Origin of the sequence: Curtobacterium sp. NPDC090217, assembly GCF_044746705.1 — a bacterium.
Classification (GTDB): Bacteria; Actinomycetota; Actinomycetes; order Actinomycetales; family Microbacteriaceae; genus Curtobacterium.
This window is the reverse complement of record NZ_JBIVCR010000001.1, coordinates 1,470,617-1,493,688: the sequence shown is the minus strand read 5'-3', so window position 1 is coordinate 1,493,688 and position 23,072 is coordinate 1,470,617. Positions and strand designations below refer to the sequence as shown.

The following is a 23,072-nucleotide window of genomic DNA, read 5'->3' as shown; positions in this document are numbered from 1 at the left end:
GTTCTGGACTCCTTCGTCCGTCAGCCGGCCGGGTTCGGCTCGGAGAGCTTCTTGTTCACGACGCCCATCAGCTGGTCCCAACCGGCTTCGGGCTTGGTCTGGCCGAGCAGCACGCCCTGCAGCGCGTTCCCGACCGCGGTCTGGAAGTCGCTGCCGGCACCGGTGAACCACGCCTGCGGGTCGTAGTTCGCGATGTCCGCGGCGCCCGCGTAGTGCGCCTGGGGCAGCAGCTTCTTGTACTCGGCGCTGTCGGTGACCGGGTTGTACGCCGGGATGTGTCCCGCCTGCGCCCAACTGAGGGACCGCTTGACGATCGCGGCGACGAACTCGTGCGCGTCACGGCGCTTCTGCTCGTCGACGACGTTCTGGTGCGGGAGCACGAAGGTGTGCGAGTCGGCGTAGGCCGCTGGCTCGGAGTACATCGTCGGGATCGGCTGGGCGTCGAACGGGATCTTCGCGTCCTTCATCGACGGGGTGTCCCAGACGCCGGTGAACATGATCCCGGACTTCTGCGTGACGAACTCGGCGAGGGCGGTGCCGCCGTCGGCGGCGTTGGCCGCGATGTCGCCGTCGAGCATCGTCTTCATGAAGTCGAGCGCGGCCATCGCCGCGTCCTTCTCGACCTCGGCCTTCTTGCCCGGTGTGAACACCATCGTGGCGCCCTGCTGCCGGTAGAGCGTGTAGAGCATCCGCCACAGGTTCGCGCCGTCGTTGAGGTACCCGTACGAGATGCCGTGGGTCTTCGTGACGCCCTTGATCGCTCGGCCGACCTCGAGCAGCTGGTCGGGGCTCGAGATGTCCACGATGCGACCGTCGCTGCCGAGCGCACCGGCCTTGTCGAGGATGTCGGTGTTGTAGAACTGCACGAACGGGTGGGCGTCGAGGGCCACGGCGTAGTGCTTGCCGTCGACGAAGGTCTTCTTCCACACCGCCGCCGGGTAGTCCGATTCACGGACGCCGAACTCGGCGAGCAGGTCGTCGTCCCACGTGTCGAGCAGGCCGCCGGGCGCGTAGCCCTCGAGGCGGCTCGCGTGCATGATCGCGAGGTCCGGTGCACGGCCCCCGACGCTCGCCATCGCGAGCTTCGTGTAGTACGGCGTTCCCCATGCGAGGACGGTCTGCTGCGCGGCGACACCGGTCGCCGCGTCGGCACGCTTGACGAGGTCGGCCATCTTCGCCCCGTCACCGCCGGTCAGCAGGTGCCAGAACTGGAGTCGGTCGGCGCCGGAGGCGGCGGTCGATCCGGTCGCGCAGCCGGTGAGGCCGCCGGCGAGCACCGCGCCGCCGAGGATCGATGCGCCGCCGACCAGCAACTGCCGGCGGGAGAGGGGGGACATTCGGGTTCACTCCTTCGTGAAGTGGTACATCGTTGTAGTGGCAGACGTGGCTGCACACGCCTGCCGGTCGGGGCCGTTCAGGGACGAGCAGCTGCCTCGATCGCAGCGATCCGCGTCTGGATCTCGTGGATGCGATCGATGTCGAACTTCTGTCCGCGGGCGAAGTCGTACACGCCGTTCTGCTCCTGGAACACGTCGGTGAGCTGCGTGTAGCAGTACCCGAACATGTGCTCGTTGCCGAGGAGCGCGGTCACGAGCCCCTCGAAGCGGGCGTAGAACTCGTCGAGGGAGCGGACCCGCTCCCCGTAGCCCCACGACGTCGTGCCTGATTGCTCAGGGGCATCGGCGGCCGCAGCGGCCTCGGCGTTCCACCAGATGCCGCCGAACTCGCTGCAGAAGTAGGGCTGACCGTTGTACGGCAGGCTCCACGGGCGAGCGCCCTCCACGTGGCGGTCGCCGTCGTCCTCGGTGTTGGTGAACGCCGTCCGCGTCGTGGGATCGAGCATCCCGAGCGTCGCGCTGAACGTGGCCGGGTCCTGGTCGTAGTTGTGCGAGTCGTAGACGTCGGTCTCGAACACGCGGTGCGCGTAGCCCGACGCGTCGAGCACCGGACGGGTCGTGTCCATCGCCTTGGTCGCGAGGAACATCGCACGGGTGACGTCGTCGAGCGCGGTGATCCGGTCGGAGATGTGCTGGCGCGTCTCGTTGAGCGGGCACCACCCGATGATCGCCGGGTGCGAGTAGTCGCGCTCGAGCGCTTCGAGCCACTCGGCGACGTAGCTGGCGTCGGGCTGCTGCCGGTCATCGCTCGGACCGGTCGTCTTGCAGCCCCAGTCCCCGAACTCGCCCCACACGAGGTAGCCCAGGCGGTCGGCGTGGTACAGGAACCGCTCCTCGAAGACCTTCTGGTGCAGGCGCGCACCGTTGAACCCGGCCTGCATGCTGAGCTCGATGTCGTGCACGAGCGCAGCGTCCGACGGCGCGGTGAGGAGTCCGTCGGCGTAGAGCCCCTGGTCGAGCACGAGCCGCTGGAAGACCGTCTCGCCGTTGATCAACACCGACCGACCGACGATCGCGACGCTTCGGAGCCCGGCGTAGCTGCCGACGGAGTCGACGAGCTCGCCTGCCGAGTCGAGGAGCTCGATGCGCACGTCGTAGAGGAACGGGTCCTCGATCGACCACACGCGCACCCGATCGACAGGGATGCGGACGGTGGCACGCGGCGTCAGGGTGAGGTCGGCACGGACCTCGTGGGCGCCGATCTCGCCCCGGTCGTCGGAGAGGACGACGCGCACGCGTCCGCCCGCGAGTCCGGTGTTCAGCGGGACCTCGATCGCGAACTGCTCGCCCTCGAGGTCCGGCGTGATCCGCGGACGGCCGATCGCGACCTCGGGAACCGGCTCGAGCCAGACGGTCTGCCAGATCCCCGTCGTGCGGGTGTAGTCGGCGTCGTGGTTCGCGTACTCGGTGGACTGCTTCCCCCGTGCCTGCGGTGCGTCCTTCGAGTCACGGGCGCGGACTGTCAGGGTGACCGTGTCGCCGGCGCGGACCCCGGCGCGGGCGGTGAGGTCGAACGTGAAGCTCGTGAACCCGCCGCGGTGCCGACCGACCTCTCGCCCGTCGACCCAGACGGTCGTGTCGTGGTCCACCGCGCCGAAGTGCAGCAGGATCCGCCCGTCCCAGTCCGTCGGCACCGAGACCTGTCGGCGGTACCAGACGGCGTGGTGGAAGTCGACGTCGCCGATGCCCGAGAGCGTCGACTCCGGCGCGAACGGCACCGTGATCTCCCGCGACAGCTCGGCATCAGGGGACGACAGGCCGCGCTCGAAGCCCGAGTCACCCGGATCGAAGTCGAAGCCCCACCGGCCGTTGAGGTTCATCCACCGCTCGCGGGTGCACTGCGGCCGGGGGTACTCGGGGCGGGGCGTCGAGGAGGTCGTGGTCATGGCTCTTCCTTGAGTTGGTACCGGGGGTCGCCTCGACGCTACAACGTTGCAATTACGCTGTCCACCCTGCTCACCGCGGCCGGGCCGAAGGGGTCACCGAGACCCGCAGCGATCCGTCTTTCGACCCCGAGTACGGGGTCGTGTACGACACCCGCACGGTGAAGCGCTCGTCGGAGCCCTCCGCGCCGCACGTCAGCTCGAGACCGGCGCCGTCCACAGGGGTGCACGAGCCGGTCTGTCGGAGACCCAGATCGGAGCGATCGAGGATGCCACGGAAGGCGGCGTCGTCGAGCGTCGGCGGAGCCGAGTACGTCCTCGTCACCGACGGACACGGATGCCCGAACCCGGACAGCTGGAGGCAGAGTCCGGCCCCGCGCGTCAGTTCCTCGTGCTCGAGCTCCCACCCCGACGGCACCGCGACCCGGTCGGCGATGCGACGGACACCACCGTCATCCGATGCAGCGACCCCGATCCACGCCCCGCCACCCACCAGGGCCGCCGCAACCGCGACGACGACCACCCAACTCGCTTGCACCTGCGCCCCCTTTCGCCTCGCCCGATCTTCGCGGAGCGTGTCAGGCCACCGCTACCGCACGTCCGGGGCACACGAAGGGCGAAGCCTGTTGCATAACGGAACGGTAACGAGGGGGAACCGGTCCAAACCCTTTCCGGGACGGTGCCGAATCCCATGCACAGACCGGGAAACACCCGGAGCGCTCACCAGCCGCAGATAGCTGGTTCTCCACTCCTTGTCGGAGTGTGTTCGGCGCGCTTTCAGTACGCCGCGCCGAGCGCGACACAGCAAAGGAATGACCATCATGCGCAAGTCCCTCAAGACCACCATCACCCTCGCCACCACGGGTGCCCTCGTCCTCGGCGGTGCCGCGTTCGGTGTCTCCGCCGCGAACGCCTCCACCCCGGCGATCCACACCGTCGCGTCGTCGTCGTCGAAGATCCCCGCACCGGTCGCGTCGGTTCCCGAGGTCCTCGGTGGCGACACCTCCGTCGCCCTGGACTCCGGCTTCACCGACGCCCTCACCTCGCTGGGCCTGACCCCGGGTGTGTCCGGCAACGCCAAGCTCGCCGACGGCGCCGTGTCGTTCCCGATCACCTCCGGCTCGGTCACCTACTGGAGCCCGGACGGCAAGTACCGCCCCTACGTGCAGGGCCTGCTGAACCACGACGACTCGGGTCTGACCCTGAAGGCCGGGGACACGACGGTGACGCTGGAGAACTTCGTGGTGAACCCGGGCTCGTCCAAGCTCTACGGTGACGTCCTGGTCAACGGGCAGGTCGCCGCAGCGAACGCGTACCTGTTCAGCCTGCACGGTGGGACGCTGAAGCCGCTGCAGCTCGAGGGGGACAACGCGATCCTCACCGGCACCACCGTCCACGTCTCCGGCGACGCCGCGAAGCTGCTCAACAGCACCTTCAAGACCGACGCCGTCAAGAGCGGCCTCCTGGTCGGCACCGCCACCATCACCGCCAAGATCAAGTAAGCACGCCTGGCGCAGGTTTCCGTCTGCGCATGACAGACCGGAAAAGCCAACGCCCCGTCGCACCCGCGACGGGGCGTTGTGCTGTGCCGCTCACCCATTCCGCTGGCATCGTCCTCACCCTCCCTGGGCGAGGCCGGTGATCAGGTTGATGGCGACCGCGACCACGAAGGTGCCGAAGAAGTAGGACAGCAGCGCGTGACCCAGGGCGATCCGGCGTGACGGGGTGGACGACTGGGTGATGTTGCCCGCGTTGTAGGCCATCCCGATCGAGAAGGCCGTGTAGGCGAAGTCGCTGTAGGACGGGTCCTCGTCCTGGTCGAAGTCGAAACGGTGGCTGTCGTCGAGGTAGTACATGCGCGCGTACTTGAAGGCGTACACGGTGTTCACGACTGCCCAGGCCGCCACGACGCCGACGACCGCGAGGATGGCAGCGGCAGACCCGACCGGGTCCTTCTGCTGGCTGCGGACGAGCGCGAAGAGCACCAGGACGAGGCTGAGGACCGTCGCGGCGATGACGAGGACGTCGACGAGCTTCCGTGACCGGTCCTCGTGGCGAGCGAGGGCACGGGTCCGCTCGGGATCTGCTGGCCAGGCCGCGGACCACGCCCAGACGAGGAACACTCCTGCGGCGATCGCCCAGCCCAACAACGGCGACAGATCGGGGACACCGAGGAGAGCGGCGATCACCGCGACCACTGCCCCGACGATCGCGCCGACACCGGCCTTCATCGACAGGTGGGACATGACCCTTCCTTCCTGAACAGTGGTTCTTCGTCCTGTCGCGCATGCATCTTCGAGACCACCACGTGTCGCTCAGCCCTGCCGGGCGCGCGAGAGCGGCACGTAGAGACCGGCACGCTCCGCGCGCACGGCGGCGAGCGTGCGCGACGTGGCATCGAGCTTGAACAGGATGTGCTCGATGTGCGCAGCGACCGTGCGGGGGGCGATCATCAGCGCTCGGGCGATCTCGAGGTTCGAGCACCCCTCGATCACGTGGCCCAGCACCTCGAGTTCGCGCGGCGTCAGGCCCCGCAGGTGCCCGGCGGGTGAGAGCACGACGACCCCTCGAGCCGCTGTCTGGAGATCCCGATCGCAGGCGAGCACCGTCACCCGCGTGTAACCGTCCGGCAGCTGTCGGCTCCCGCGCGGCCACAGGAACGTGGCGTAGCGCTGCCCCTCGCCGATGGCGTCCCTGGCCGCATCGACGAGCGCGGAGTTGGCGGCGAGGAGCACGTCATCGGACAGGCCCGGTATGCGGGTGACCCCGGAGCCGGCAAGCAGCACCACGCCCGACCGGGCTCCGCTGACGGAGGCTGCCGACGTCGCCAGCGACCGGACCGAGTCGATGCCCGACGCGAACTCGGGCAGGAGCCGAGTGAGTCGCCGGCGGAGTGTCCGCGACGGCGGGACCGCGCTCCGGAACAGCACCGTCATGAAGCCCACGTGACGCCCGCCGTCCTCGAACAGTGCGACGGACAACGCCTCGTGGAATCCTGCGGGGAGCAGGCACTCCGCCCACGTCTGCAGGTCCGCCGACGGATAGGGCAGGTCGGAGAGACTGGTGGGAGGCCGTGCGCGATCGAGACCGGTCCGCTCGATGTCGCGTGCCACCTCGGGACCGCTCAGGTAGCGGACGCTCGACTCGTCGAGGTCCGTGCTCGCGACCGCGCTGTACCCCGTGCTCCCCCGTTCGGCCAGCGCCATCCACGCGCCGTCGAACGGGATGTGGTGGTGCAGTTCATCGAGCAGCGCCTGCGCTCGATCGTGGACGGGACCCGGGCGCGCTGCGATCTCAGCGAGCAGCAGTGCAGCAGTGCGTGTCACGGTTCGACCACCTCATGACCATCGGCGGCGGGAATCGAAGGAGTTGTCCGAAAACCGTCTATCGCCGGTCTAGCACGGTGATGCGGTACGCGTGCCCACACTGCGCGAAGTCGGATGGGCATGTCTGCCGATGGTGCTCCCGCTCCGGGTGGCGTGCGATGAGGGTGTCGCGCGGCAGACCGGCCCGCGGCGCAAGCCAGGGCACGTCCCGCACGAGAGGAGACGAACATGAAAGCCGTTGTCTACGAGGGGCCGCGCAAGGTCACGGTGCAGGACGTCCCCGATGCGCGCATCGAGCGCCCGACCGACGTGCTGGTGCGCGTCACCACGACCAACATCTGCGGATCCGACCTCCACATGTACGAGGGGCGCACCAGCTTCGAGACCGGCCGCTGGTTCGGTCACGAGAACATGGGCGAGGTGATCGAGGTCGGCGGCGGTGTGGACAAGGTCAAGGTCGGGGACCACGTCGTCCTGCCGTTCAACGTGGCGTGCGGGCACTGCAAGAACTGCGAGCGCGGGCTGACCAACTACTGCCTCACCGCGCAACCCGTTCCCGAGTGGGCGGGTGCGGCGTACGGATTCGCGGACATGGGCCCATGGGCCGGCGGACAAGCCGAACTCCTGCGGGTGCCCTGGGGGGACTTCAACTGCCTCCGACTGGGCGAGGACGCTGAGGAGAAGGCATCCGACTACGTGATGCTCGCCGACATCTTCCCGACCGGCTACCACGCCACCGAGATGGCAGGAGTGCAGCCGGGCGACCAGACCGTCATCTACGGCGCCGGCCCGGTCGGACTGATGGCCGCCCTGTCGGCCACCATCCGGGGAGCGAGCAAGGTGATGGTCGTCGACCGGCATCCGGACCGTCTCCGGCTGGCGGAGTCCATCGGCGCGATCGCCATCGACGACTCGAAGGTCGACCCCGTGCAGGCCGTCCTGGAGCAGACGATGGGGCTCGGCGCCGACAACGGCTGCGAATGCGTCGGCTACCAGGCGCACGACCCCGGTGGTGACGAGCAGCCGAACCTCACGCTCAACCGTCTGGTGCAGTCGGTGCGGTTCACCGGACGGATCGGAACCGTCGGCGTCTTCGTGCCGCAGGACCCAGGCGGCTCCGACGACTTGGCGAAGCAGGGCCAGATCGCATTCGACATCGGACTGCACTGGTTCAAGGGCCAGACCATGGGCACCGGACAGGCGCCGGTCAAGAAGTACAACCGGCCGCTCCGCGACCTGATCGCTGCCGGCAAGGCGACACCGTCGTTCATCGTCAGCCACGAGCTGCCGCTCGATGGTGCTCCCGACGCCTACGAGCACTTCGACAACCGGGACGACGGGTGGACCAAGGTCGTCCTCAAGCCCGGGAAGCGGTCCTGATCATGGTGGGCAGAGCTGCCGCCGCGGTCGGGGCCGCGGGGATCGCCGTCGGCCTGGTCGCCCGGTCGTTGGTGACGAAGCCGCGGGGATCGGACGGTGACGCGGCGCACCCGGAAGGATGGAAGGCGGTAACCGTCCTGGGCGATGCCGATGCGTTCGAGCGCGACGGCTACCCAGAGCCGCTCGGACGTCTGGCTGCGGCGCTCGAGATCCGGGTCGAGCCCGCTCCGGGCGACAAGGGCTTCGAGGTGCATGCCCGCGTGCGGGACGGTGCCGACCTCGGAGTGGACGGCAGCGATCCGAACCGGACCCTGCGGGAAGCGCTGCGCGATGCCAAGCAGGTCTTCGAGACAGGCGAGGTCCTGCGCGCGACCCCGAGACCGCACGGCGACCGTCCACGCACGCTGCTCGGCCACGCGGTCGACGAAGCAGAAGACGATGCGAAGGGCGGGGGTGCGCTGTGAAGGCCCTGTGCTGGACCGGGGTGAACGAACTCTCGGTGGAGAACGTCGATGACCCGGAGATCCTCAACGCCCAGGACGCCATCGTCAAGGTGACGTTGAGCACGACCTGCGGGTCCGACCTCCACCTGCTCGGCGGGTACGTCCCCACCATGGGGGCGGCGACGTGCTCGGACACGAGTTCATCGGCGAGGTCGTCGACGTCGGATCGGCCGTCACCGAGCACAAGGTCGGTGACCGGGTCGTGGTGTGCTCGTTCATCAGCTGCGGGAAGTGCTGGTACTGCCGCAACGAACTGTTCTCGCTCTGCGACAACGGCAACCCCAACGCGGGCATCCCCGAGATGCTCTGGGGCCAGGCACCCGGCGGCTGCTACGGCTACTCGCACGCACTGGGCGGATGGGCCGGGAGTCACGCGGAGTACATCCGGGTGCCGTACGCGGACCAGGGCGCCTTCCCCGTCCCGGACGGGGTCAGCGACGAGCGGGCGCTCTTCGCGTCCGACGCTGCCCCGACGGGATGGATGGGAGCGGACCTCGGGGGTGTGCGGCCCGGCGACACCGTCGCCGTCTGGGGCGCTGGTGGTGTCGGCCAGATGGCTGCGCGCAGTGCGATGCTGCTCGGCGCGGAACGCGTCATCGTGATCGACCGCTTCCAGGAACGGCTCACGCAGGTCGAGCAGGTCATCGGTGCAGAGACCATGAACTACGAGACGGCCGAGGTGACGGCCGAGCTCCGAGAACGCACGGGTGGCCGCGGCCCCGACGTGTGCATCGAGGCTGTCGGCATGGAGGCACACCGCGACGGGCCCGACTTCGCCTTCGACCAGCTGAAGCAGCAGCTGCGGCTGCAGACGGACAGACCGACTGCCGTCCGTGAGGCGGTCTTCGCTGCGCGCAAGGGCGGCAGCATCTTCGTGCTGGGCGTCTTCGGGGGCTTCGTCGACAAGTTCCCCCTCGGGGCGGTGATGAACAAGGGCCTGACGCTCCGGTCCGCTCAGCAGCACGGACACCGGTACATCCCGATGCTCCTCGAGCGGATGGCGCGGGACGAGATCGTCACAGAGCACCTCGCCACGCACGTCATGCCACTCGACGACGGACCCGGCGGCTACGCCATGTTCAAGGAGAAGACCGACGGATGCGTCAGGGCCGTCTTCCGTCCCTGATCGCTGCCCCGGCAACGGACGGGCTACCGGTCGATGCGTGCGAGCCAGTCGCGGACCAGGGCGGTGGTGACCTCGGGTTGCTCGAGGTGCACGTTGTGTCCGGCGGCGTCGAGGACGACGACGCTCCCTCGTGGGTAGTGATCCCGGAGCGCGAGGCCGTCCTCGTACCCGACGACGTCGTCCTGCCGACCGAACAGATGCAGCGCCGGCGCGGTGAACGGCGCCGGATGACGTTCCTCGGGCACGGCCTCCAGCGCGTAGTCAGCGGCGATGCGCTCCATCATCGCTGCGTCCGAGCCGCGGAGACCGGGCAACACGTACTGCTCGAACGCTGCGAACGCGGCCGCGTCCTGGATGACGCTGACCTCCTCGAACGCTTCCCGCGCGTCACCGGCGGCCTCGAGCACGGACGGGTCGGTGTGCAGCACGGTGCGCTCGGGGACGGCGCGGTCCGCGTGTGCTGGTTGCACGACACCCGCCAGGGTCGCGACACCGAGCACGCGGTCCCGGCGTTCGTGCGCGACATGACGGGCGATCATGCCGCCGAAGGAGTTCCCGATGACGGCGAACGGCTCGTCGCCGAGGTGCTCGTCGATCTCCGCGAGGACACCGTCGGCCACCTCGCCCGCGCTCGTCGCGGTCGAGGTGCCCGCGGCGGCCTCGGTCCACGGGAGGTCGAGGAACACGAGTCGCCAGGGCAGGTCCTGCACCGCGTCCGCCAGCGGCAGCATGATGCGATGGTCCACCCCGAATCCGTGGAGGGCGACGAGCGGACGACCAGCACCGAGGACGCGAACGATCACCCGGCAAGCCTACGAGTCCCCCGCACCGTGACGGACCGACCGGTCGTCCGACCGTCAGGCTGGCTTGCTGCTGTACGTGTACTTGTAGTAGTCCGCGAGCCGGAGTCCGGCTGCTGCTTCCTCGTCGACGACGACGGTCGCGTGCTCGTGGAGCTGCAGCGCACTCCCGGGGACGAAGGAGCTGAGCGGCCCCTCGACCGCGGCCGCGATCGCGTCGGCCTTCGCCGACCCCTGCGCCACGAGGACCAGCTGCTGCGCCTCGAGGATGGTGCCGAGCCCCTGCGTCATGCAGTGCGTCGGCACCTGGTCCAGACTGTCGAAGAACCGGGCATTGGCCTCCCGCGTCGACGGTGCGAGCGTCTTGATGCGGGTCCGTGACGCGAACGAGGACGTCGGCTCGTTGAAGCCGATGTGCCCGTTCGCCCCGATCCCGAGGATCTGCACGTCGATCCCCCCAGCGGCACGGATCGCGGCGTCGTACTCCTTCGCCGCGAACTCGATGTCCGCAGCACGACCGTCCGGCACCCGGACCCGCGACGCGTCGAAACCCAGCGGCGCCACCACGTCACGCGCGATCACCGACGCGTACGACTCGGGGTGCTCCAGCGGGATCCCGACGTACTCGTCCAGGGCAAACCCGCGTGCCTCGGCGAAGGAGATCTCCCCCGCGTCCACGCGGCGCTGCAAGTCGGTGTAGATGCCCTGGGGGCTGGACCCGGTCGCGAGACCGATGACGGCTGACGGCTTCTTCGCCACGACCGAGGCGATCTTCGCCGCGGCGACGCGACCGACCTCAGCGGGCGTGGGCAGGATGACGATCTCCACGTCGGCGCTCCTCAGCGGTCCGCGAAGCCGCCGAGCATCCCGGAGATGAACCGCTTCTGCAGGAAGAAGTACAGGACCACGATCGGCAGCGCGACGATCACCCCCGCGGCGGACAACAGCGAGTAGTCGGTCAGGTGGGCGCCCTTGAAGAAGGCGAGGCCGAGCGGCGCGGTCCGGTGGTCCTCGCTCGTGATGAGCACCAGGGGCAGCAGGAACTCGTTCCAGGTCCACATCGTGATGAGGAGCGCCATCGTCATGATCGGGGCGACGGCCGCGGGGACGATGACCTGCCAGAGCAGCCGCACGTCCCGGGCACCGTCGAGCCGGGCGGCCTCGATGACCTCCCCGGGGAAGCTCCGGAACTGGCTGCGCATCCAGAAGATCCCGAACGCCAAGGACTGCGCGGTCTGCGGCAGGATCAGGCTCGTGTAGGTGTCGGTCAGCCCGACGCTCCGCAGGTTGAAGTAGAGCGGGATGATGAACGCCTCGGCGGGGAGCATCAGGCCGGCGAGCATCACGAAGAAGAGCACGTTCGAGCCGAAGAAGTCGAGCCGTGCGAACGCGAACCCGGCGAACACCGCCAGGACGGTCGTGAGGACGACCACCGAGACCGTGACGAGCACGCTCGAGAACATGTAGCTCGCGAAGTGTCCCTGGTTCCACGCGGCGCCGAAGTTCCCGAGGTCGATCGACGTCGGCACGCTGAACCCGCCGGAGTTCTGCGCCGACGGGGTGACCGAGGACAGCAGCACCCCGATGAGCGGGATGATCGCGAAGAGCGCGAACAGCGTCAGGATGACGTAGTTCACGGTCTTCTCGCGGACGGAGATCCTCATGCGACGTCCTTCGGCTGGAGGCGGCCGATCAGGGCCGTGACGATCATGATGACGACGGTGAGCGAGACGGCGACCGCGGCGGCCGACCCGACCTGCCCGGTCTGGAACGCCCGGTTGTACGCCTCGAACGCGGGCACCGACGTCGAGTTGCCCGGCCCACCGCTCGTCGTGACGTAGACCAGGTCGAACGTCTTCAGTGCGGACACCACCGTGAGGGTGAGCGCGGCGGCGATCTGCCCGCGGAGGGACGGCAGCGTGATCGAGAAGAACTCCCGAGCGGCACCGGCGCCGTCGATGCGCGCGGCCTCGAACAGGCTCGGGTGGATGTTGCCGACGCCGGACAGGAAGAGCACCAGGCAGAGACCGACGTTGAGCCAGGTGCCGACGAAGCCGATCGCGGGCAGGGCGGTGTCGTATCCGCCGAGCCAGACCTGCGCGAACTGCCCGAGGCCCACGAGCCGGAGCCCGTCGTTCAACAGGCCGTCGGACGAGTAGATCGAGACCCAGATGGTCGCGACGACGACCGAGGCGATGACCTGCGGAAGGAAGAGCACGGTACGGAAGAACGACATCCCACGGAGGCCGTTCACCCGCGAGATCAGCGCGGTCAGGAACAGCGCCACGACCACGGGGATCGCCGCGTAGAACACCATCAGCACGAGCGCGTGCCCGAACGACGCTCGGAGCTGGGCGTCGGTGAAGACGCCAGCGTAGTTCGCGAACCCGGCCCAGGTCGCGGCCGAGAGCCCGTCCCAGTCGTAGAACGAGTACTGGATGCTCTGCAGGAACGGCACCCCGAGGAACACCGCGAACACGACGAACGCGGGGAGGATGTAGAGGTACGCGACGAGGCTCCGCCGCCGCTTCCGGACGGCGCCGGCCGTCCGGCGGGTCCGCCCGCGGCGGGCGCTGCGGTCGGCAGCACCCGCCGTGGTTCCGGTGAACTGGGTCACGGGGGTCCTCGCTACTTCTTCACGAAGCCGGCGTAGTCGTCCTGGAGCGTCTTCGTGTACTGCTCCGGGCTGGCCTTGCCGGCGACCAGGTCCTGCATCGCGGCCGTGATCGTGTCGTAGAACGTCGGGGTGGCGTAGTCGAGGTACGGCGTGATGCTGTTCGACGACGAGATCGACTTGTAGTTGCTCGTGATGTCGCCCGCGATCGTGCCGGATGCCGGGGTGTCGTCGTCCGGGACCACCGTCGGCAGGTTGCCCTTCTGGACGAGCGTCTCGGAGGCCTTCGCGTTCGTGACGAAGTCGACGTACGCGGCGGCCGCGTTCGCGTTCTTCGTCTTCGAGGTGATGGCCCACGCCAGCCCCTCGCCGCCCATCGTGACGGGCTTCGACGCGTCGGGCGGGGTCAGCGCCGTGAAGCCGATGTCGTCGGCCTTCGCCGCGGCCTCGAGCGTCGCCTGGTACCAGGTGCCCGTGATGAGGAACGCTGATTCGCCCTTGCCGAACGCCGCGACGGCGTCGTCGCGCGAGACGCCGTTCGCGCCCTCGGTCACGTACCCCTTGCCGACCCAGTCCGTGATGGTCTGCGCAGCCTTCACCTCGTCGTCACCCGTCCAGCTGCCTGACTTGCCGGCGACGAGGTCGTTGACGGCGTCGTGACCGGCGAGCGCGGAGAGCACCAGGCCGTAGAGGTGGATGCCGGGGCTCTTCTCGACGTCGCCGTAGCTCAGTGGGAGCGTGCCCGCCGCCTTGACCTTCTGCATGTCCTCGGTCAGCTCAGCCACGGTCGTGGGCGGCGAGTCGATGCCGGCGTCCTTCAGGACCGCCTTGTTGTAGTACAGCCCGACGAGCTCGCCGGTCTGCGAGACGCCGTAGAGGTCGTCCCCTTGCCAGGTCTTGCCGTCGGAGGAGAACGAGTTGAGCTTGAGCAGGCTCGACGGGTAGTAGTCGTCCCAGCCGTAGAGCTTCGCGTAGTCGTCGACGGGACGGAGGAACCCGGCCTTCACGAAGGCGCCCATGTCCGGGTAGCCCTGGTTCGCCTGCACGACGTCCGGCGGGTTGTCCCCGGAGAGTGCGAGCTTGAGCGTCGTCTTCAGGTCGGCGAAGGACCGCGAGACCCGCTTGATCGTGATGTTCGGGTGCGCCTTCTCGAACTCGTCGTTGAGCACCTGCTGCGCGTCGTTGATGCCGGTGTCGGTGTTCTGGTCCCAGACGGTCAGCGTCGTCTTCCCCGAACCGACGTCCTTCGAGACGGGGCCGAGGCTCTGTGATGCCGCAGGTGCCGCGGATCCGCCGGGGGTGCACGCGGTCAGGCCGAGCGCGACCGCCGCGGCGACGCCGATGAGCATCGTCGTCTTGCTGATGTGCTTCATGGTCATCCAGTTCTGCGAGTGGGTGGATGGTGCTGGGGAGGGTCGGTGGGGTCAGGCGCGGGTGGGCACGGACGCGTCGAGGAACGACCAGTCACCGGGGGCGGCGGTGCGGCGGAGGAAGGCGACGAGTTCGGCCGGGTGCGGGGCGCTCGCGGCGCCGCCGAGTCCGGTGACGGCGTACGCGGCACTCGCGGCGGCGAACCGGAGACGGGTGTCGAGGTCCCAGCCGTGGTGCGTGCCGGCCATGAACGAGGCCACGAACACGTCACCAGCGCCGGTCGGGTCGACCACGTCGACGGGGATCGTCTCGGCGGTGGCGACGACGCCGTTCGCCGAGTCCACCGCGACGACGCCGTCCCGGCCGCGGGTGACCACGGCGAGCGGGACCCGCTCGGCCAGGACCTTCGCGGCCTCCAGCGCGGTGTCGGTCCTGGTGTACCGCATCGCCTCGACGTCGTTCGGCACGAAGACGTCGACCTCGGCGAGCCGGTCGAGCACCGCGCCGGACCACTCGCCGGTGTGGTCCCACCCGACGCCGCCGACGACCGTGGTCCCCGAGGCGCGGAGCGTCGCGACCCACGCCGGCAGCGGACGGGCGATGCCGACGTGCGTGGCGGCCACCCGGCCGATGTCGTCGGGGATCGTCAGGGGCTCGAGCTGCTCCTCGTACGTGATGAAGCTCCGGTCCTCCGGCCCCGTCAGCGCGACGGAGACCGAGCTCTGGTGACCGGGCACGAGTTCGAGCAGGCTCGTGTCCAGCAGGGGCTCCGCGGTCAGCAGCCCGTGCACGTGCCGGCCGAGGACGTCGTCGCCGAGGCGGCTGAGCACGCGGGTCGGCGCGCCGGCACGGGCCGCGGCGACCGCACGGTTCGCGACGCCGCCCGGGGTGACGGCGAACGCGTCGGCGTACACCTCGGCGCCCTGCTCCGGGGCCGTGACACCGGAGAACACCAGGTCACAGAACACATCGCCGGCGAACAGCAAGGCGCCGGGATCGGTGGTCGGGCTCGCCTCGGGCACGGCTTCTCCTCGTCATTGCGGATCATCCCTGCGCAGGTCTGCGCGATTCGGGATTCCGATCCGCTGGTGGTGCTCAAGCCTGCGTGGTTCGTGTTGCGAGGACGTTACCCGATTGCTCCAGATTTGTTAAGTCTGATCTGAATCGGTGTTTGCATGATTGATCTTGCGTGATCGTGCGCGATTTCGGATATGGTGACGGCATGATCCTGCGAGAGCGGCAGAACCGCATCATCAAGGCGCTCCGGCTCGACGGGGCGGCCTCGGTCCAGGAACTCGCCGACGCCCTGTCCGTGAGTCCGGCGACGATCCGCCGTGACCTCGAGATGCTCGACCGCAACGGCGAACTCGTCCGCACCTGGGGCGGTGCCGTCCTCGCACCGCGGCAGACCGCGCAGGACGGCGACGACGGTGAACCCGTCGAGACCCCGTTCGAGGAGGCCGGCGACATCGACCTCAAGCGCCGCATGGCCGCCGCCGCCGCCGCGATGGTCACCGACGGCCAGGTGGTCATCCTCGACATCGGCACGACCACGCCGCAGATCGCCGAGCTCCTCCGCGGGCGCGACATCACCGTCATCACGACGAACCTGGCGGTGTTCGACGTCCTCCGCGACGACGAGGCCGTGCGTCTGGTGCTCCTCGGCGGCGTGGTCCGTCGGAACTACCGCACGCTCGTCGGGTCGCTGGCAGAGGCCGCGCTCGAGCACGTCAGCGCCGACGTCGTCTTCCTGTCATGCACCGGCGTCCGCGCGAACGGTCACGTCGTCGACAACATGGCCGTCGAGGCCCCGATCAAGCAGTCGATGATCGCCGCCGCCGAGCGCGTCGTCCTGCTCGCATCGGAGACCAAGTTCCCCGGGACGGGGGCGCTCCGCCTCTGTTCCCTCACCGACGTCGACACGCTGATCACGACGACCGGCGCCCCCGACGAAACACTCGCACACAGCCGGAACGCCGGCGGAGAGGTCATCATCACATGAAGCTCTGCATCCTCGGAGGCGGCGGGTTCCGCACGCCGTACGTGTACCAGGCGCTGCTCCGCGACACCGGCTCACCCCGCGTCGACGAGGTCGCGCTGTACGACGTCGACGAGGTCCGGCTGCACGCGATGGTCGCGATCCTGACCGAGCTCGCCGCCGCCTTCCCCGACGCGCCCGTCCTCAAGCCCACGACGGACCTGCACCGCGCGGTCGAGGGCAGCGACTACGTCTTCGCCGCGCTCCGCGTCGGCGGACTCGAAGGGCGCCGTTGCGACGAGCACGTCGCGCTCGACCTGAACGTCCTCGGGCAGGAGACCACCGGTCCCGGCGGGCTGGCCTACGCGATCCGCACCGTGCCCGTGATGGTCGAGGCGGCGAAGGTCATCCGCGACCTCGCCCCGAACGCCTACGTGATGAACTTCACGAACCCGGCGGGCATCATCACCGAGGCGATGCAGAGCGTCCTCGGCGACCGCGTCCTCGGCATCTGCGACACCCCGTCCGGGCTCGGCCGCCGCGTCGCCGGCATGCTCGGCCTCGACCACACCCGCGTGCAGATGGACTACGTCGGCCTGAACCACCTCGGCTGGATGCGCCGCGTCATGTACGACGGCCGCGACGTCCTGCCCGAGCTCATGGCGGACGACGAGCGACTCGGTGCCATGGAGGAGGGGCACGTCTTCGGCCTCGACTGGATCCGCTCCCTCGGCGCGATCCCGAACGAGTACCTCTTCTACTACTACTTCAACCGGGACGCCGTGCGCTCCATCGTCGGCTCCGGCAAGACCCGTGGGGACTTCCTCGCCGAGAGCCAGTCCGCGTTCTACGACCGGGCGAGCGCCGCCGGGGGCGGCGTCGCCGAGCTCTGGCGGGAGACCGTCGAGCGGCGGAGCGCCTCCTACATGGCCGAGGCGAAGGGCGGAACGCAGGACGAGCCGCTCGACCCCAAGGAACGGGAGACCGACCCGTCGCACCAGGGCTACGCGGGCGTCGCCCTCGGTGTGATGGCCGCGATCAGCCGGAACGAGCGCCAGACGATGATCCTCAACGTCAGGAACAACGGCACCATCGCCGGCCTGCCCCGCGACGCCGTGGTCGAGGTCCCGACGATGGTCGATGCGAACGGCGTGCACCCGATGACGGCCGACCAGCCCGACCTGCACCAGATCGGGCTGATGTCGCAGGTGAAGGCCGTCGAACGGCACACCATCCGGGCGGCGCTCACCGGGTCGAAGGACGAGGCGCTCAAGGCGTTCGCGCTGCACCCGCTCGTCGACAGCGTCTCCGTGGCGCGCGACCTGGTCCGCGGCTACGTGGACCGCATCCCGGAGGTCGCGGCGGTGCTCACGAGGTGACCGCTGGAAGGGAGGGGACCGTACGGGGCGGCGGCCCCCTCCCGGCAGCCCGGCGCACGCAGGAGATCGCGGCCGGACGCTCGGTCGGTCACGCCACGGCGACCCGGGAGACCGCCAGCGCGCGACTCATCGTCTCGACCACCCTGATCACCTGGTAGGAGTAACCGAACTCGTTGTCGTACCAGACGTAGACGACGACGTCGTGATCACCGTTCGTCTGCGTCGCAAGCCCGTCGACCACACCGGCGAACCGCGAGCCGAGCACGTCGGAGGACACGAACTCGGGCGATTCCACGTAGTCGACCTGCGACCGGAGGTCCGACTCCAGGGACGTCCGGCGGAGGAACGTGTTCACCGTGTCCCGAGTGACCCGGCGCTCGGTCGTCACGTGCAGGATCGCGAGCGACACGTCGGGGGTCGGGACCCGGATCGCGTTGCCCGTGAGCCGACCAGCGAGTCCTGGAACGGCCTTCGCCACCGCCTGCGCCGCACCCGTCTCCGTGATGACCATGTTGAGCGGCGCGGCCCGACCACGGCGATCGGCCTTGTGGAAGTTGTCGGTGAGGTTCTGGTCGTTCGTGAAGGAGTGCACCGTCTCGACGTGCCCGCGCACGACGCCGAACTCCGCGTGCAGCGCCGCGAGGACCGGTGCGACGGCGTTGGTCGTGCAGGACGCCGCCGCGACCACGTCGGCGCGCTCGGCCTGCTCGCTGTTGATGCCGTGCACGACGTTCGGGACATCGCCCTTGCCCGGAGCGGTGAGCAGCACCCGCCCGGCCCCATGGGCGAGCAGGTGTCGACGGAGCTCTGCTTCGGTGCGCCACTTCCCGGTGTTGTCGACGACGATCGCGTCCTCGATCCCGAAGGCGGCGTAGTCGACCGCGGCGGGGTCCGACGCGCGGATGACCTGGATGCGCGTGCCGTTCGCGGTGATCGTCTCGGCGTGCTCGTCGACGGTGATCGTGCCGTCGAACGGGCCGTGCACGGAATCGCGGCGGAGCAGACTGGCGCGCTTCACGAGGTCGTCCCGGCCCGACGACGCTCGGAGGACGATCGCGCGGAGACGGAGTCCTGACCCGCCGGACTGGTGGGAGATGAGGATGCGAGCGAGGAGGCGACCGATGCGCCCGAATCCGTAGAGCACGACGTCGGTGGTCGGGAGCGCACCGCCGGCGGCAGCGTCCCGCAGGAGCTCCGCGATCGCGGTCGCGTGGTGCACGTCGTCGTCCTCCGTGGCCCTGAGCCGTGCGGCGAGCGCGCCGACGTCGAGCGACGCGGGGCCGGGGGCACCGGTGTCGACGGCCGCGCGCAGGATCCGCAGCGACTCGGCGAGTGGCAGAGGTGCACCGTCGACGTGTCGGGCGAACCGGTGGGCCCTGACGATGTCGATCGCCGATCGGTTCACGAGGCGGCGTCCGTGCACCCCGGCGACCACACCGTCGCGTCGGTGCAGGCGACCGATCAAGGGGATCATCTGCTCGGCGAGCCCGAGCTGCGCGTCCCAGTCATCCCAGAGCTCGCTGTCGGTGCTCACGCCGCCTCCTCGAGCCGGCGGACGAGCTGGTCGAGTCGCGCGCGGAGTCGCGCCGGGACGCGGGAACCGAACCGGTCGAAGTGCTCGCGGAGCTGTTCGGCCTCGTCGGTCCACGCTGCGGGGTCGACCGCGAACAGGGCGTCGAGTGCGAAGCCGTCGAGGTCGAGTCCGTCGAGGTCGAGGTCGCCCACACCGGGGAGCCCGCCGACAGGGCTCCAGCGCACGTCGGCGCTCCCGTCGAGCCGACCGGCGATCCACTCGAGGACGCGGACGTTCTCGCCGAAGCCCGGCCAGAGGTAGTCGCCGTCGGTGGACTTGCGGAACCAGTTGACACGGAAGACGCGGGGCGCCTTCGTCCCGAGACGGTCGCCGACCCTGAGCCAGTGCGCCCAGTGGTCCGCCATGTTGTAGCCGCAGAACGGCTGCATCGCGAAGGGGTCGAGGCGGAGCTCGCCGACCGGGCCCTCGGCGGCAGCGGTCTGCTCGCTGGAGATCGTCGAGCCGAAGAACACGCCGTGTTCCCAGTCCTCGGCCTCGGCGACGAGCGGCACGTTCGACGCGCGCCGTCCGCCGAACACGATGGCGTCGATCGGGACCCCGTCCGGGCTGTCCCAGTCGTCGGAGATCGTCGGGCACCGTTCCGCGGCGACCGTGAAGCGCGCGTTCGGATGCGCTGCCGGCGTCGCGCTCCCCGGCTCCCACGGCTGGCCACGCCAGTCGATCAGGTGCCGCGGCGGGGTGTCGGACGCGCCCTCCCACCACACGTCACCCTCGAGCGTCATCGCGACGTTGGTGAAGACCGTGCCGGACCGGACGGTCGACATGGCCGCCGGGTTCGTGTCCGGGCCGGTTCCCGGAGCGACACCGAAGAAGCCGGCTTCCGGGTTGATCGCCCAGAGTCGTCCGTCGGCACCCGGCCGGAGCCACGCGATGTCGTCCCCGATCGTCTCGACCCTCCACCCGGGCACCGTCGGGGTCATCATCGCGAAGTTCGTCTTGCCGCACGCGGACGGGAAGGCGGCCGCGACGTGCAGGACCTTGCCCGCCGGTGTCGTGACGCGGATGAGGAGCATGTGTTCGGCGAGCCACCCGTCGTCACGCGCCATCGATGACGCGATCCGGAGTGCGAAGCACTTCTTCGCCAGCAGCGCGTTGCCGCCGTACCCGGAGCCGTACGACCAGATCTCCCGGGTCTCCGGGAAGTGCGCGATGGTCTTCGTCTCGTTGGACGGCCACGGGACGTCGGTGATCCGGTCGCCGTCGTCCGTGACCAGGGGCATGCCGACGCTGTGCATTGCCGGCACCCAGACCGTGTCCTCGTCGATCTGTGTGAGGGCGTCGTCCCCCATCCGGGTCATGATGCGGGTCGAGACGACGACGTACGGCGAGTCGGTGACCTGGACGCCGACCTGGGAGATGGCGCCCCCGATCGGGCCCATCGAGAACGGCACCACGTACATCGTCCGGCCGCGCATCGAGCCACGGAACCGGTCGGTGAGGTCTGCGCGCATCGCGGCGGGATCACGCCAGTTGTTCGTCGGGCCGGCGTCCGCCTCGTCGACGGAGCAGATGAACGTGCGGTCCTCGACCCTGGCCACGTCCGCGGGGTCGCTCCTGGCGAGGTAGCTGTCCGGCCGGAGGCCGGGGTCCAAGGCGATCAGCGAACCGGACGTGACCATCGCGTCGAGCAACGCGCGGTTCTCGGCGTCGCTGCCGGAGCACCAGACGACCTGGTCGGGCTCCGTCAGGGACGCGACCTGGTCCACCCAACGATGCAGGGCCTCCCTTCCGGGACCCGGCTCGATGGTCGTGCCGGCGGCCGTCGCGTCGACGACGCTCATGACGGCACCCGCTCGCCGACCGCGTCGCGGATGCGCGCGGCGACCCGGTCGGCCGACAGACCGTACTTGTCCAGGAGGAAGTCGTTCGGTCCCGACTCGGCCCATGAGTCGGCGAGCCCCACCTTCGTCAGTCGAGCGCCGCTGGCGTGTCCGGCGAGGACGGCGGCGACGACGTCGCCAAGGCCACCGACCACCGAGTGCTCCTCGACCGTGACGACGGTGCGCGCACCGTCCAGCAGCGCCCAGAGCGCGTCGTCGTCGAGGGGCTTGATCGTCGGCAGGTGCACGTGCCGCACGCTGCGGCCAGAAGTCTCGACCGCCGAGACCGCCTCGAGGGTCCGGGACGTCTGCACCCCCGTCGACACCACCGTCACCTCCGCGGCGGCACCGTCGCCGCCGTCCCGCAACAGGACCGGCTGGCCGATCCGGAACTCGTAGCCGCTGTCGAAGACGTCGGCGACGGCGTCGCGGGCGAGTCGGAGGTAGACGGGGCCGTCGTGCTCCGCTGCCCACTGGATGATCGCTGCCGCCTCCGTCTCGTCGGCGGGCGCGAGGACCGTCATGTTCGGGAGCGCCCGCATCACGGACAGGTCCTCGATGTCCTGGTGGGTCTTGCCGCTCGCGCCGTTGAGCAGCCCGGTGTAGGCGGCGGCCAGACGGACCGGTGCCTTGGTCTGCGAGACGAGCATGCGCACCTGGTCGAGGGCCCGGTTCGTCAGGAAGACGCCGAACGACGACAGCCACGGGCGGTACCCGAGGGTGGACATGCCGAAGGCGATCCCGACCATGTTCTGCTCGGCGATGCCGGCTTGGATGAACCGCTCCGGGTGCGCGTTCGCGAACGTGACGGCCATGGTCGAGGTGGCGAGGTCACCGTCGACGACGACGATGCGGTCGTCCGTCTCGGCGAGTTCGGTGAGGGTGTCGCCCCACACTGCGCGCTGCGCCTTCATGCGAGGGCCTCCGTCTTCTGGTCGATGAGCAGTTCCGCGCGAGCGGTGTCGAGCTGTTCCGCGGTCGGGACGCCGTTGTGCCACTTGAACGTCGCGCGGGTGAACGAGACGCCGTTGCCCTTCACCGTGTGGGCGATGATCGCGGTCGGCTTGCCGGTCGTGCCGCGGGCGGCGTCGACCTCGGCGTAGGCATCGAGGATCTCCTCGAAGTCGTGCCCGTTGATCTCGATGACGTTCCATCCGAACCCTCGGAACACCGCTGGCAGGTTGACGTGCCCCATCGGTTCGCTGCGGTCGTACCGGTCATGGTCGCCCGCCGGCCAGCCGTACTGCTGCAGGCCGTTCAGGTCGACGATCGCGGTGAGGTTGTCGAGGCCGTACCGGGGGGCGTGGATCACGGTCTCCCAGACCATGCCCTCCTCGATCTCGCCGTCGCCGAGCACGACCCAGGTGTGGAAGTCCTTGCCCTGCATCTTGGCGGCGATCGCCATGCCGGAGCCGGCGGAGAGTCCTTGGCCGAGCGAACCAGTGGAGGAGTCCACCCCCGGGGTGAGCTTCATGTCCGGGTGACCCTGCAGGCGCGAGTCGCCGTGGTCGAACGTGGCGAGCTCCTCGACGGGGAAGTACCCGCGGAGCGCCAGGACCGAGTACAGGCCGATCGCGGAGTGCCCCTTGGACAGGATGAACCGGTCGCGATCGGGGTCGTGCGGCCGCTCGGGGTCGATCCGGAGCTGGTGGAAGTACAGGGCCACCATCAGGTCCATGGCCGACATGGGCCCGCCGACGTGGCCGGCCTTGCTCGCAGCCACCGTCTCGAGGACGCGCCATCTCCCTTCTCGGGCGACGGTCTCGAGGTGTTCGACGTCTCTCGCGTCGTTGCGTGTCACGGCGACTCCTTTGCTCTGCGGTGGTGCGCCAAAACTATCACTCCGTGAACGACATGTCTACTGAGTGAGATTCAACGAGCGCATCGGTCATGGGAAGATG

At 69.4% G+C, this 23,072-nt stretch carries 21 protein-coding genes; 6 read left to right on the top strand and 15 right to left on the bottom strand.

Annotated elements, in window-relative coordinates:
- Positions 1-20: 20 nt before the first annotated feature.
- The 3 genes from ACIPJ2_RS07335 to ACIPJ2_RS07325 all read right to left on the bottom strand — a co-directional run bounded on the left by ACIPJ2_RS07335 (position 21) and on the right by ACIPJ2_RS07325 (position 3,818).
- The gene (locus ACIPJ2_RS07335; RefSeq protein ID WP_402728225.1) at positions 21-1,337 is read right to left on the bottom strand and encodes an extracellular solute-binding protein; all 1,317 of its coding nucleotides are present in this window, start codon (positions 1,335-1,337) and stop codon (positions 21-23) included.
- A gap of 77 nt (positions 1,338-1,414) precedes the next feature.
- Positions 1,415-3,283, bottom strand: coding sequence for a glycoside hydrolase family 2 protein (locus ACIPJ2_RS07330; RefSeq protein WP_402728224.1), 1,869 nt, complete (start codon positions 3,281-3,283; stop codon positions 1,415-1,417).
- A gap of 70 nt (positions 3,284-3,353) precedes the next feature.
- Positions 3,354-3,818 (bottom strand): hypothetical protein, encoded by a 465-nt coding sequence (locus ACIPJ2_RS07325; protein ID WP_402728223.1) that lies wholly within the window; start codon positions 3,816-3,818, stop codon positions 3,354-3,356.
- Positions 3,819-4,101: 283 nt separating this feature from the next.
- Between ACIPJ2_RS07325 and ACIPJ2_RS07320 the strand changes: the two genes are divergently transcribed.
- The gene (locus tag ACIPJ2_RS07320) at positions 4,102-4,782 is read left to right on the top strand and encodes a hypothetical protein (RefSeq protein ID WP_402728222.1); all 681 of its coding nucleotides are present in this window, start codon (positions 4,102-4,104) and stop codon (positions 4,780-4,782) included.
- Between the two features lie 114 nt (positions 4,783-4,896).
- Here ACIPJ2_RS07320 and ACIPJ2_RS07315 read toward each other — a convergent pair whose 3' ends face one another.
- Both ACIPJ2_RS07315 and ACIPJ2_RS07310 read right to left on the bottom strand, forming a co-directional pair.
- Entirely contained in the window at positions 4,897-5,526 is a 630-nt protein-coding gene (locus ACIPJ2_RS07315) for a DUF1345 domain-containing protein (RefSeq protein WP_402728221.1), read from the bottom strand.
- 69 nt (positions 5,527-5,595) lie between these two features.
- Positions 5,596-6,606 (bottom strand): response regulator transcription factor, encoded by a 1,011-nt coding sequence (locus ACIPJ2_RS07310; RefSeq protein WP_402728220.1) that lies wholly within the window; start codon positions 6,604-6,606, stop codon positions 5,596-5,598.
- Positions 6,607-6,834: 228 nt separating this feature from the next.
- On the opposite strand from ACIPJ2_RS07310, the gene ACIPJ2_RS07305 reads away from it, so the two are divergent.
- The 3 genes from ACIPJ2_RS07305 to ACIPJ2_RS07295 all read left to right on the top strand — a co-directional run bounded on the left by ACIPJ2_RS07305 (position 6,835) and on the right by ACIPJ2_RS07295 (position 9,615).
- Positions 6,835-7,986: a glutathione-independent formaldehyde dehydrogenase gene (locus ACIPJ2_RS07305; RefSeq protein WP_402728219.1), complete on the top strand. Its 1,152-nt coding sequence runs from the start codon at positions 6,835-6,837 to the stop codon at positions 7,984-7,986.
- 2 nt (positions 7,987-7,988) lie between these two features.
- Positions 7,989-8,450, top strand: a complete 462-nt coding sequence (locus ACIPJ2_RS07300) for a hypothetical protein (protein WP_402728218.1) — start codon at positions 7,989-7,991, stop codon at positions 8,448-8,450.
- Positions 8,451-8,613: 163 nt separating this feature from the next.
- Positions 8,614-9,615 (top strand): zinc-binding dehydrogenase, encoded by a 1,002-nt coding sequence (locus ACIPJ2_RS07295; RefSeq protein ID WP_402728217.1) that lies wholly within the window; start codon positions 8,614-8,616, stop codon positions 9,613-9,615.
- Positions 9,616-9,638: 23 nt separating this feature from the next.
- Here the strand turns inward: ACIPJ2_RS07295 and ACIPJ2_RS07290 are convergent, their stop codons facing one another.
- The 6 genes from ACIPJ2_RS07290 to ACIPJ2_RS07265 are packed head-to-tail and all read right to left on the bottom strand — an operon-like array spanning position 9,639 to position 15,422.
- Positions 9,639-10,418, bottom strand: a complete 780-nt coding sequence (locus ACIPJ2_RS07290) for an alpha/beta fold hydrolase (protein WP_402728216.1) — start codon at positions 10,416-10,418, stop codon at positions 9,639-9,641.
- A gap of 54 nt (positions 10,419-10,472) precedes the next feature.
- Positions 10,473-11,243: a glucosamine-6-phosphate deaminase gene (gene nagB / locus ACIPJ2_RS07285; protein ID WP_402728215.1), complete on the bottom strand. Its 771-nt coding sequence runs from the start codon at positions 11,241-11,243 to the stop codon at positions 10,473-10,475.
- A gap of 11 nt (positions 11,244-11,254) precedes the next feature.
- Positions 11,255-12,079, bottom strand: coding sequence for a carbohydrate ABC transporter permease (locus ACIPJ2_RS07280; protein WP_281267007.1), 825 nt, complete (start codon positions 12,077-12,079; stop codon positions 11,255-11,257).
- Positions 12,076-13,032 (bottom strand): carbohydrate ABC transporter permease, encoded by a 957-nt coding sequence (locus ACIPJ2_RS07275; protein ID WP_402728214.1) that lies wholly within the window; start codon positions 13,030-13,032, stop codon positions 12,076-12,078. Before ACIPJ2_RS07275 ends, ACIPJ2_RS07280 begins: the two co-directional genes overlap by 4 nt.
- 11 nt (positions 13,033-13,043) lie before the next feature.
- A complete protein-coding gene (locus ACIPJ2_RS07270) occupies positions 13,044-14,408 on the bottom strand; it encodes an extracellular solute-binding protein (RefSeq protein WP_402728213.1) in 1,365 nt (454 codons plus the stop codon).
- A 45-nt stretch (positions 14,409-14,453) separates the two neighbouring features.
- Complete coding sequence (locus tag ACIPJ2_RS07265; RefSeq protein WP_402728212.1) at positions 14,454-15,422, bottom strand: carbohydrate kinase family protein; 969 nt, start codon at positions 15,420-15,422, stop codon at positions 14,454-14,456.
- A gap of 200 nt (positions 15,423-15,622) precedes the next feature.
- Here ACIPJ2_RS07265 and ACIPJ2_RS07260 point away from each other — a divergent pair, with 200 nt between their 5' ends.
- Complete coding sequence (locus ACIPJ2_RS07260; protein ID WP_281267003.1) at positions 15,623-16,402, top strand: DeoR/GlpR family DNA-binding transcription regulator; 780 nt, start codon at positions 15,623-15,625, stop codon at positions 16,400-16,402.
- Complete coding sequence (locus tag ACIPJ2_RS07255) at positions 16,399-17,757, top strand: 6-phospho-beta-glucosidase (protein ID WP_402728211.1); 1,359 nt, start codon at positions 16,399-16,401, stop codon at positions 17,755-17,757. The genes ACIPJ2_RS07260 and ACIPJ2_RS07255 overlap by 4 nt, the downstream gene beginning before the upstream one ends.
- An 88-nt stretch (positions 17,758-17,845) precedes the next feature.
- On the opposite strand, the gene ACIPJ2_RS07250 is transcribed toward ACIPJ2_RS07255, so the two are convergent.
- Genes ACIPJ2_RS07250 through ACIPJ2_RS07235 form a run of 4 tightly spaced genes read right to left on the bottom strand, consistent with a single transcriptional unit; the run spans position 17,846 to position 22,972 of the window.
- The gene (locus tag ACIPJ2_RS07250; protein ID WP_402728210.1) at positions 17,846-19,291 is read right to left on the bottom strand and encodes a glyceraldehyde-3-phosphate dehydrogenase; all 1,446 of its coding nucleotides are present in this window, start codon (positions 19,289-19,291) and stop codon (positions 17,846-17,848) included.
- Complete coding sequence (locus tag ACIPJ2_RS07245; RefSeq protein ID WP_402728209.1) at positions 19,288-21,132, bottom strand: phosphoenolpyruvate carboxykinase (GTP); 1,845 nt, start codon at positions 21,130-21,132, stop codon at positions 19,288-19,290. Before ACIPJ2_RS07245 ends, ACIPJ2_RS07250 begins: the two co-directional genes overlap by 4 nt.
- On the bottom strand, positions 21,129-22,085 hold the full coding sequence (locus ACIPJ2_RS07240) for a transketolase family protein (RefSeq protein ID WP_402728208.1): 957 nt from the start codon (positions 22,083-22,085) through the stop codon (positions 21,129-21,131). Before ACIPJ2_RS07240 ends, ACIPJ2_RS07245 begins: the two co-directional genes overlap by 4 nt.
- On the bottom strand, positions 22,082-22,972 hold the full coding sequence (locus ACIPJ2_RS07235; protein ID WP_281266998.1) for a transketolase: 891 nt from the start codon (positions 22,970-22,972) through the stop codon (positions 22,082-22,084). The genes ACIPJ2_RS07240 and ACIPJ2_RS07235 overlap by 4 nt, the downstream gene beginning before the upstream one ends.
- Positions 22,973-23,072 lie beyond the last annotated feature (100 nt).

Excerpts from the sequence above, each read along its gene's own strand:
- ACIPJ2_RS07335 (WP_402728225.1), bottom strand. The coding sequence starts at position 1,337 with ATGTCCCCCCTCTCCCGCCGGCAGTTGCTGGTCGGCGGCGCATCGATC.
- ACIPJ2_RS07330 (WP_402728224.1), bottom strand. The coding sequence starts at position 3,283 with ATGACCACGACCTCCTCGACGCCCCGCCCCGAGTACCCCCGGCCGCAG.
- ACIPJ2_RS07320 (WP_402728222.1), top strand. The coding sequence starts at position 4,102 with ATGCGCAAGTCCCTCAAGACCACCATCACCCTCGCCACCACGGGTGCC.
- ACIPJ2_RS07315 (WP_402728221.1), bottom strand. The coding sequence starts at position 5,526 with ATGTCCCACCTGTCGATGAAGGCCGGTGTCGGCGCGATCGTCGGGGCA.
- ACIPJ2_RS07305 (WP_402728219.1), top strand. The coding sequence starts at position 6,835 with ATGAAAGCCGTTGTCTACGAGGGGCCGCGCAAGGTCACGGTGCAGGAC.
- ACIPJ2_RS07300 (WP_402728218.1), top strand. The coding sequence starts at position 7,989 with ATGGTGGGCAGAGCTGCCGCCGCGGTCGGGGCCGCGGGGATCGCCGTC.
- ACIPJ2_RS07280 (WP_281267007.1), bottom strand. The coding sequence starts at position 12,079 with ATGAGGATCTCCGTCCGCGAGAAGACCGTGAACTACGTCATCCTGACG.
- ACIPJ2_RS07270 (WP_402728213.1), bottom strand. The coding sequence starts at position 14,408 with ATGACCATGAAGCACATCAGCAAGACGACGATGCTCATCGGCGTCGCC.
- ACIPJ2_RS07260 (WP_281267003.1), top strand. The coding sequence starts at position 15,623 with ATGATCCTGCGAGAGCGGCAGAACCGCATCATCAAGGCGCTCCGGCTC.
- ACIPJ2_RS07255 (WP_402728211.1), top strand. The coding sequence starts at position 16,399 with ATGAAGCTCTGCATCCTCGGAGGCGGCGGGTTCCGCACGCCGTACGTG.
- ACIPJ2_RS07245 (WP_402728209.1), bottom strand. The coding sequence starts at position 21,132 with ATGAGCGTCGTCGACGCGACGGCCGCCGGCACGACCATCGAGCCGGGT.
- ACIPJ2_RS07240 (WP_402728208.1), bottom strand. The coding sequence starts at position 22,085 with ATGAAGGCGCAGCGCGCAGTGTGGGGCGACACCCTCACCGAACTCGCC.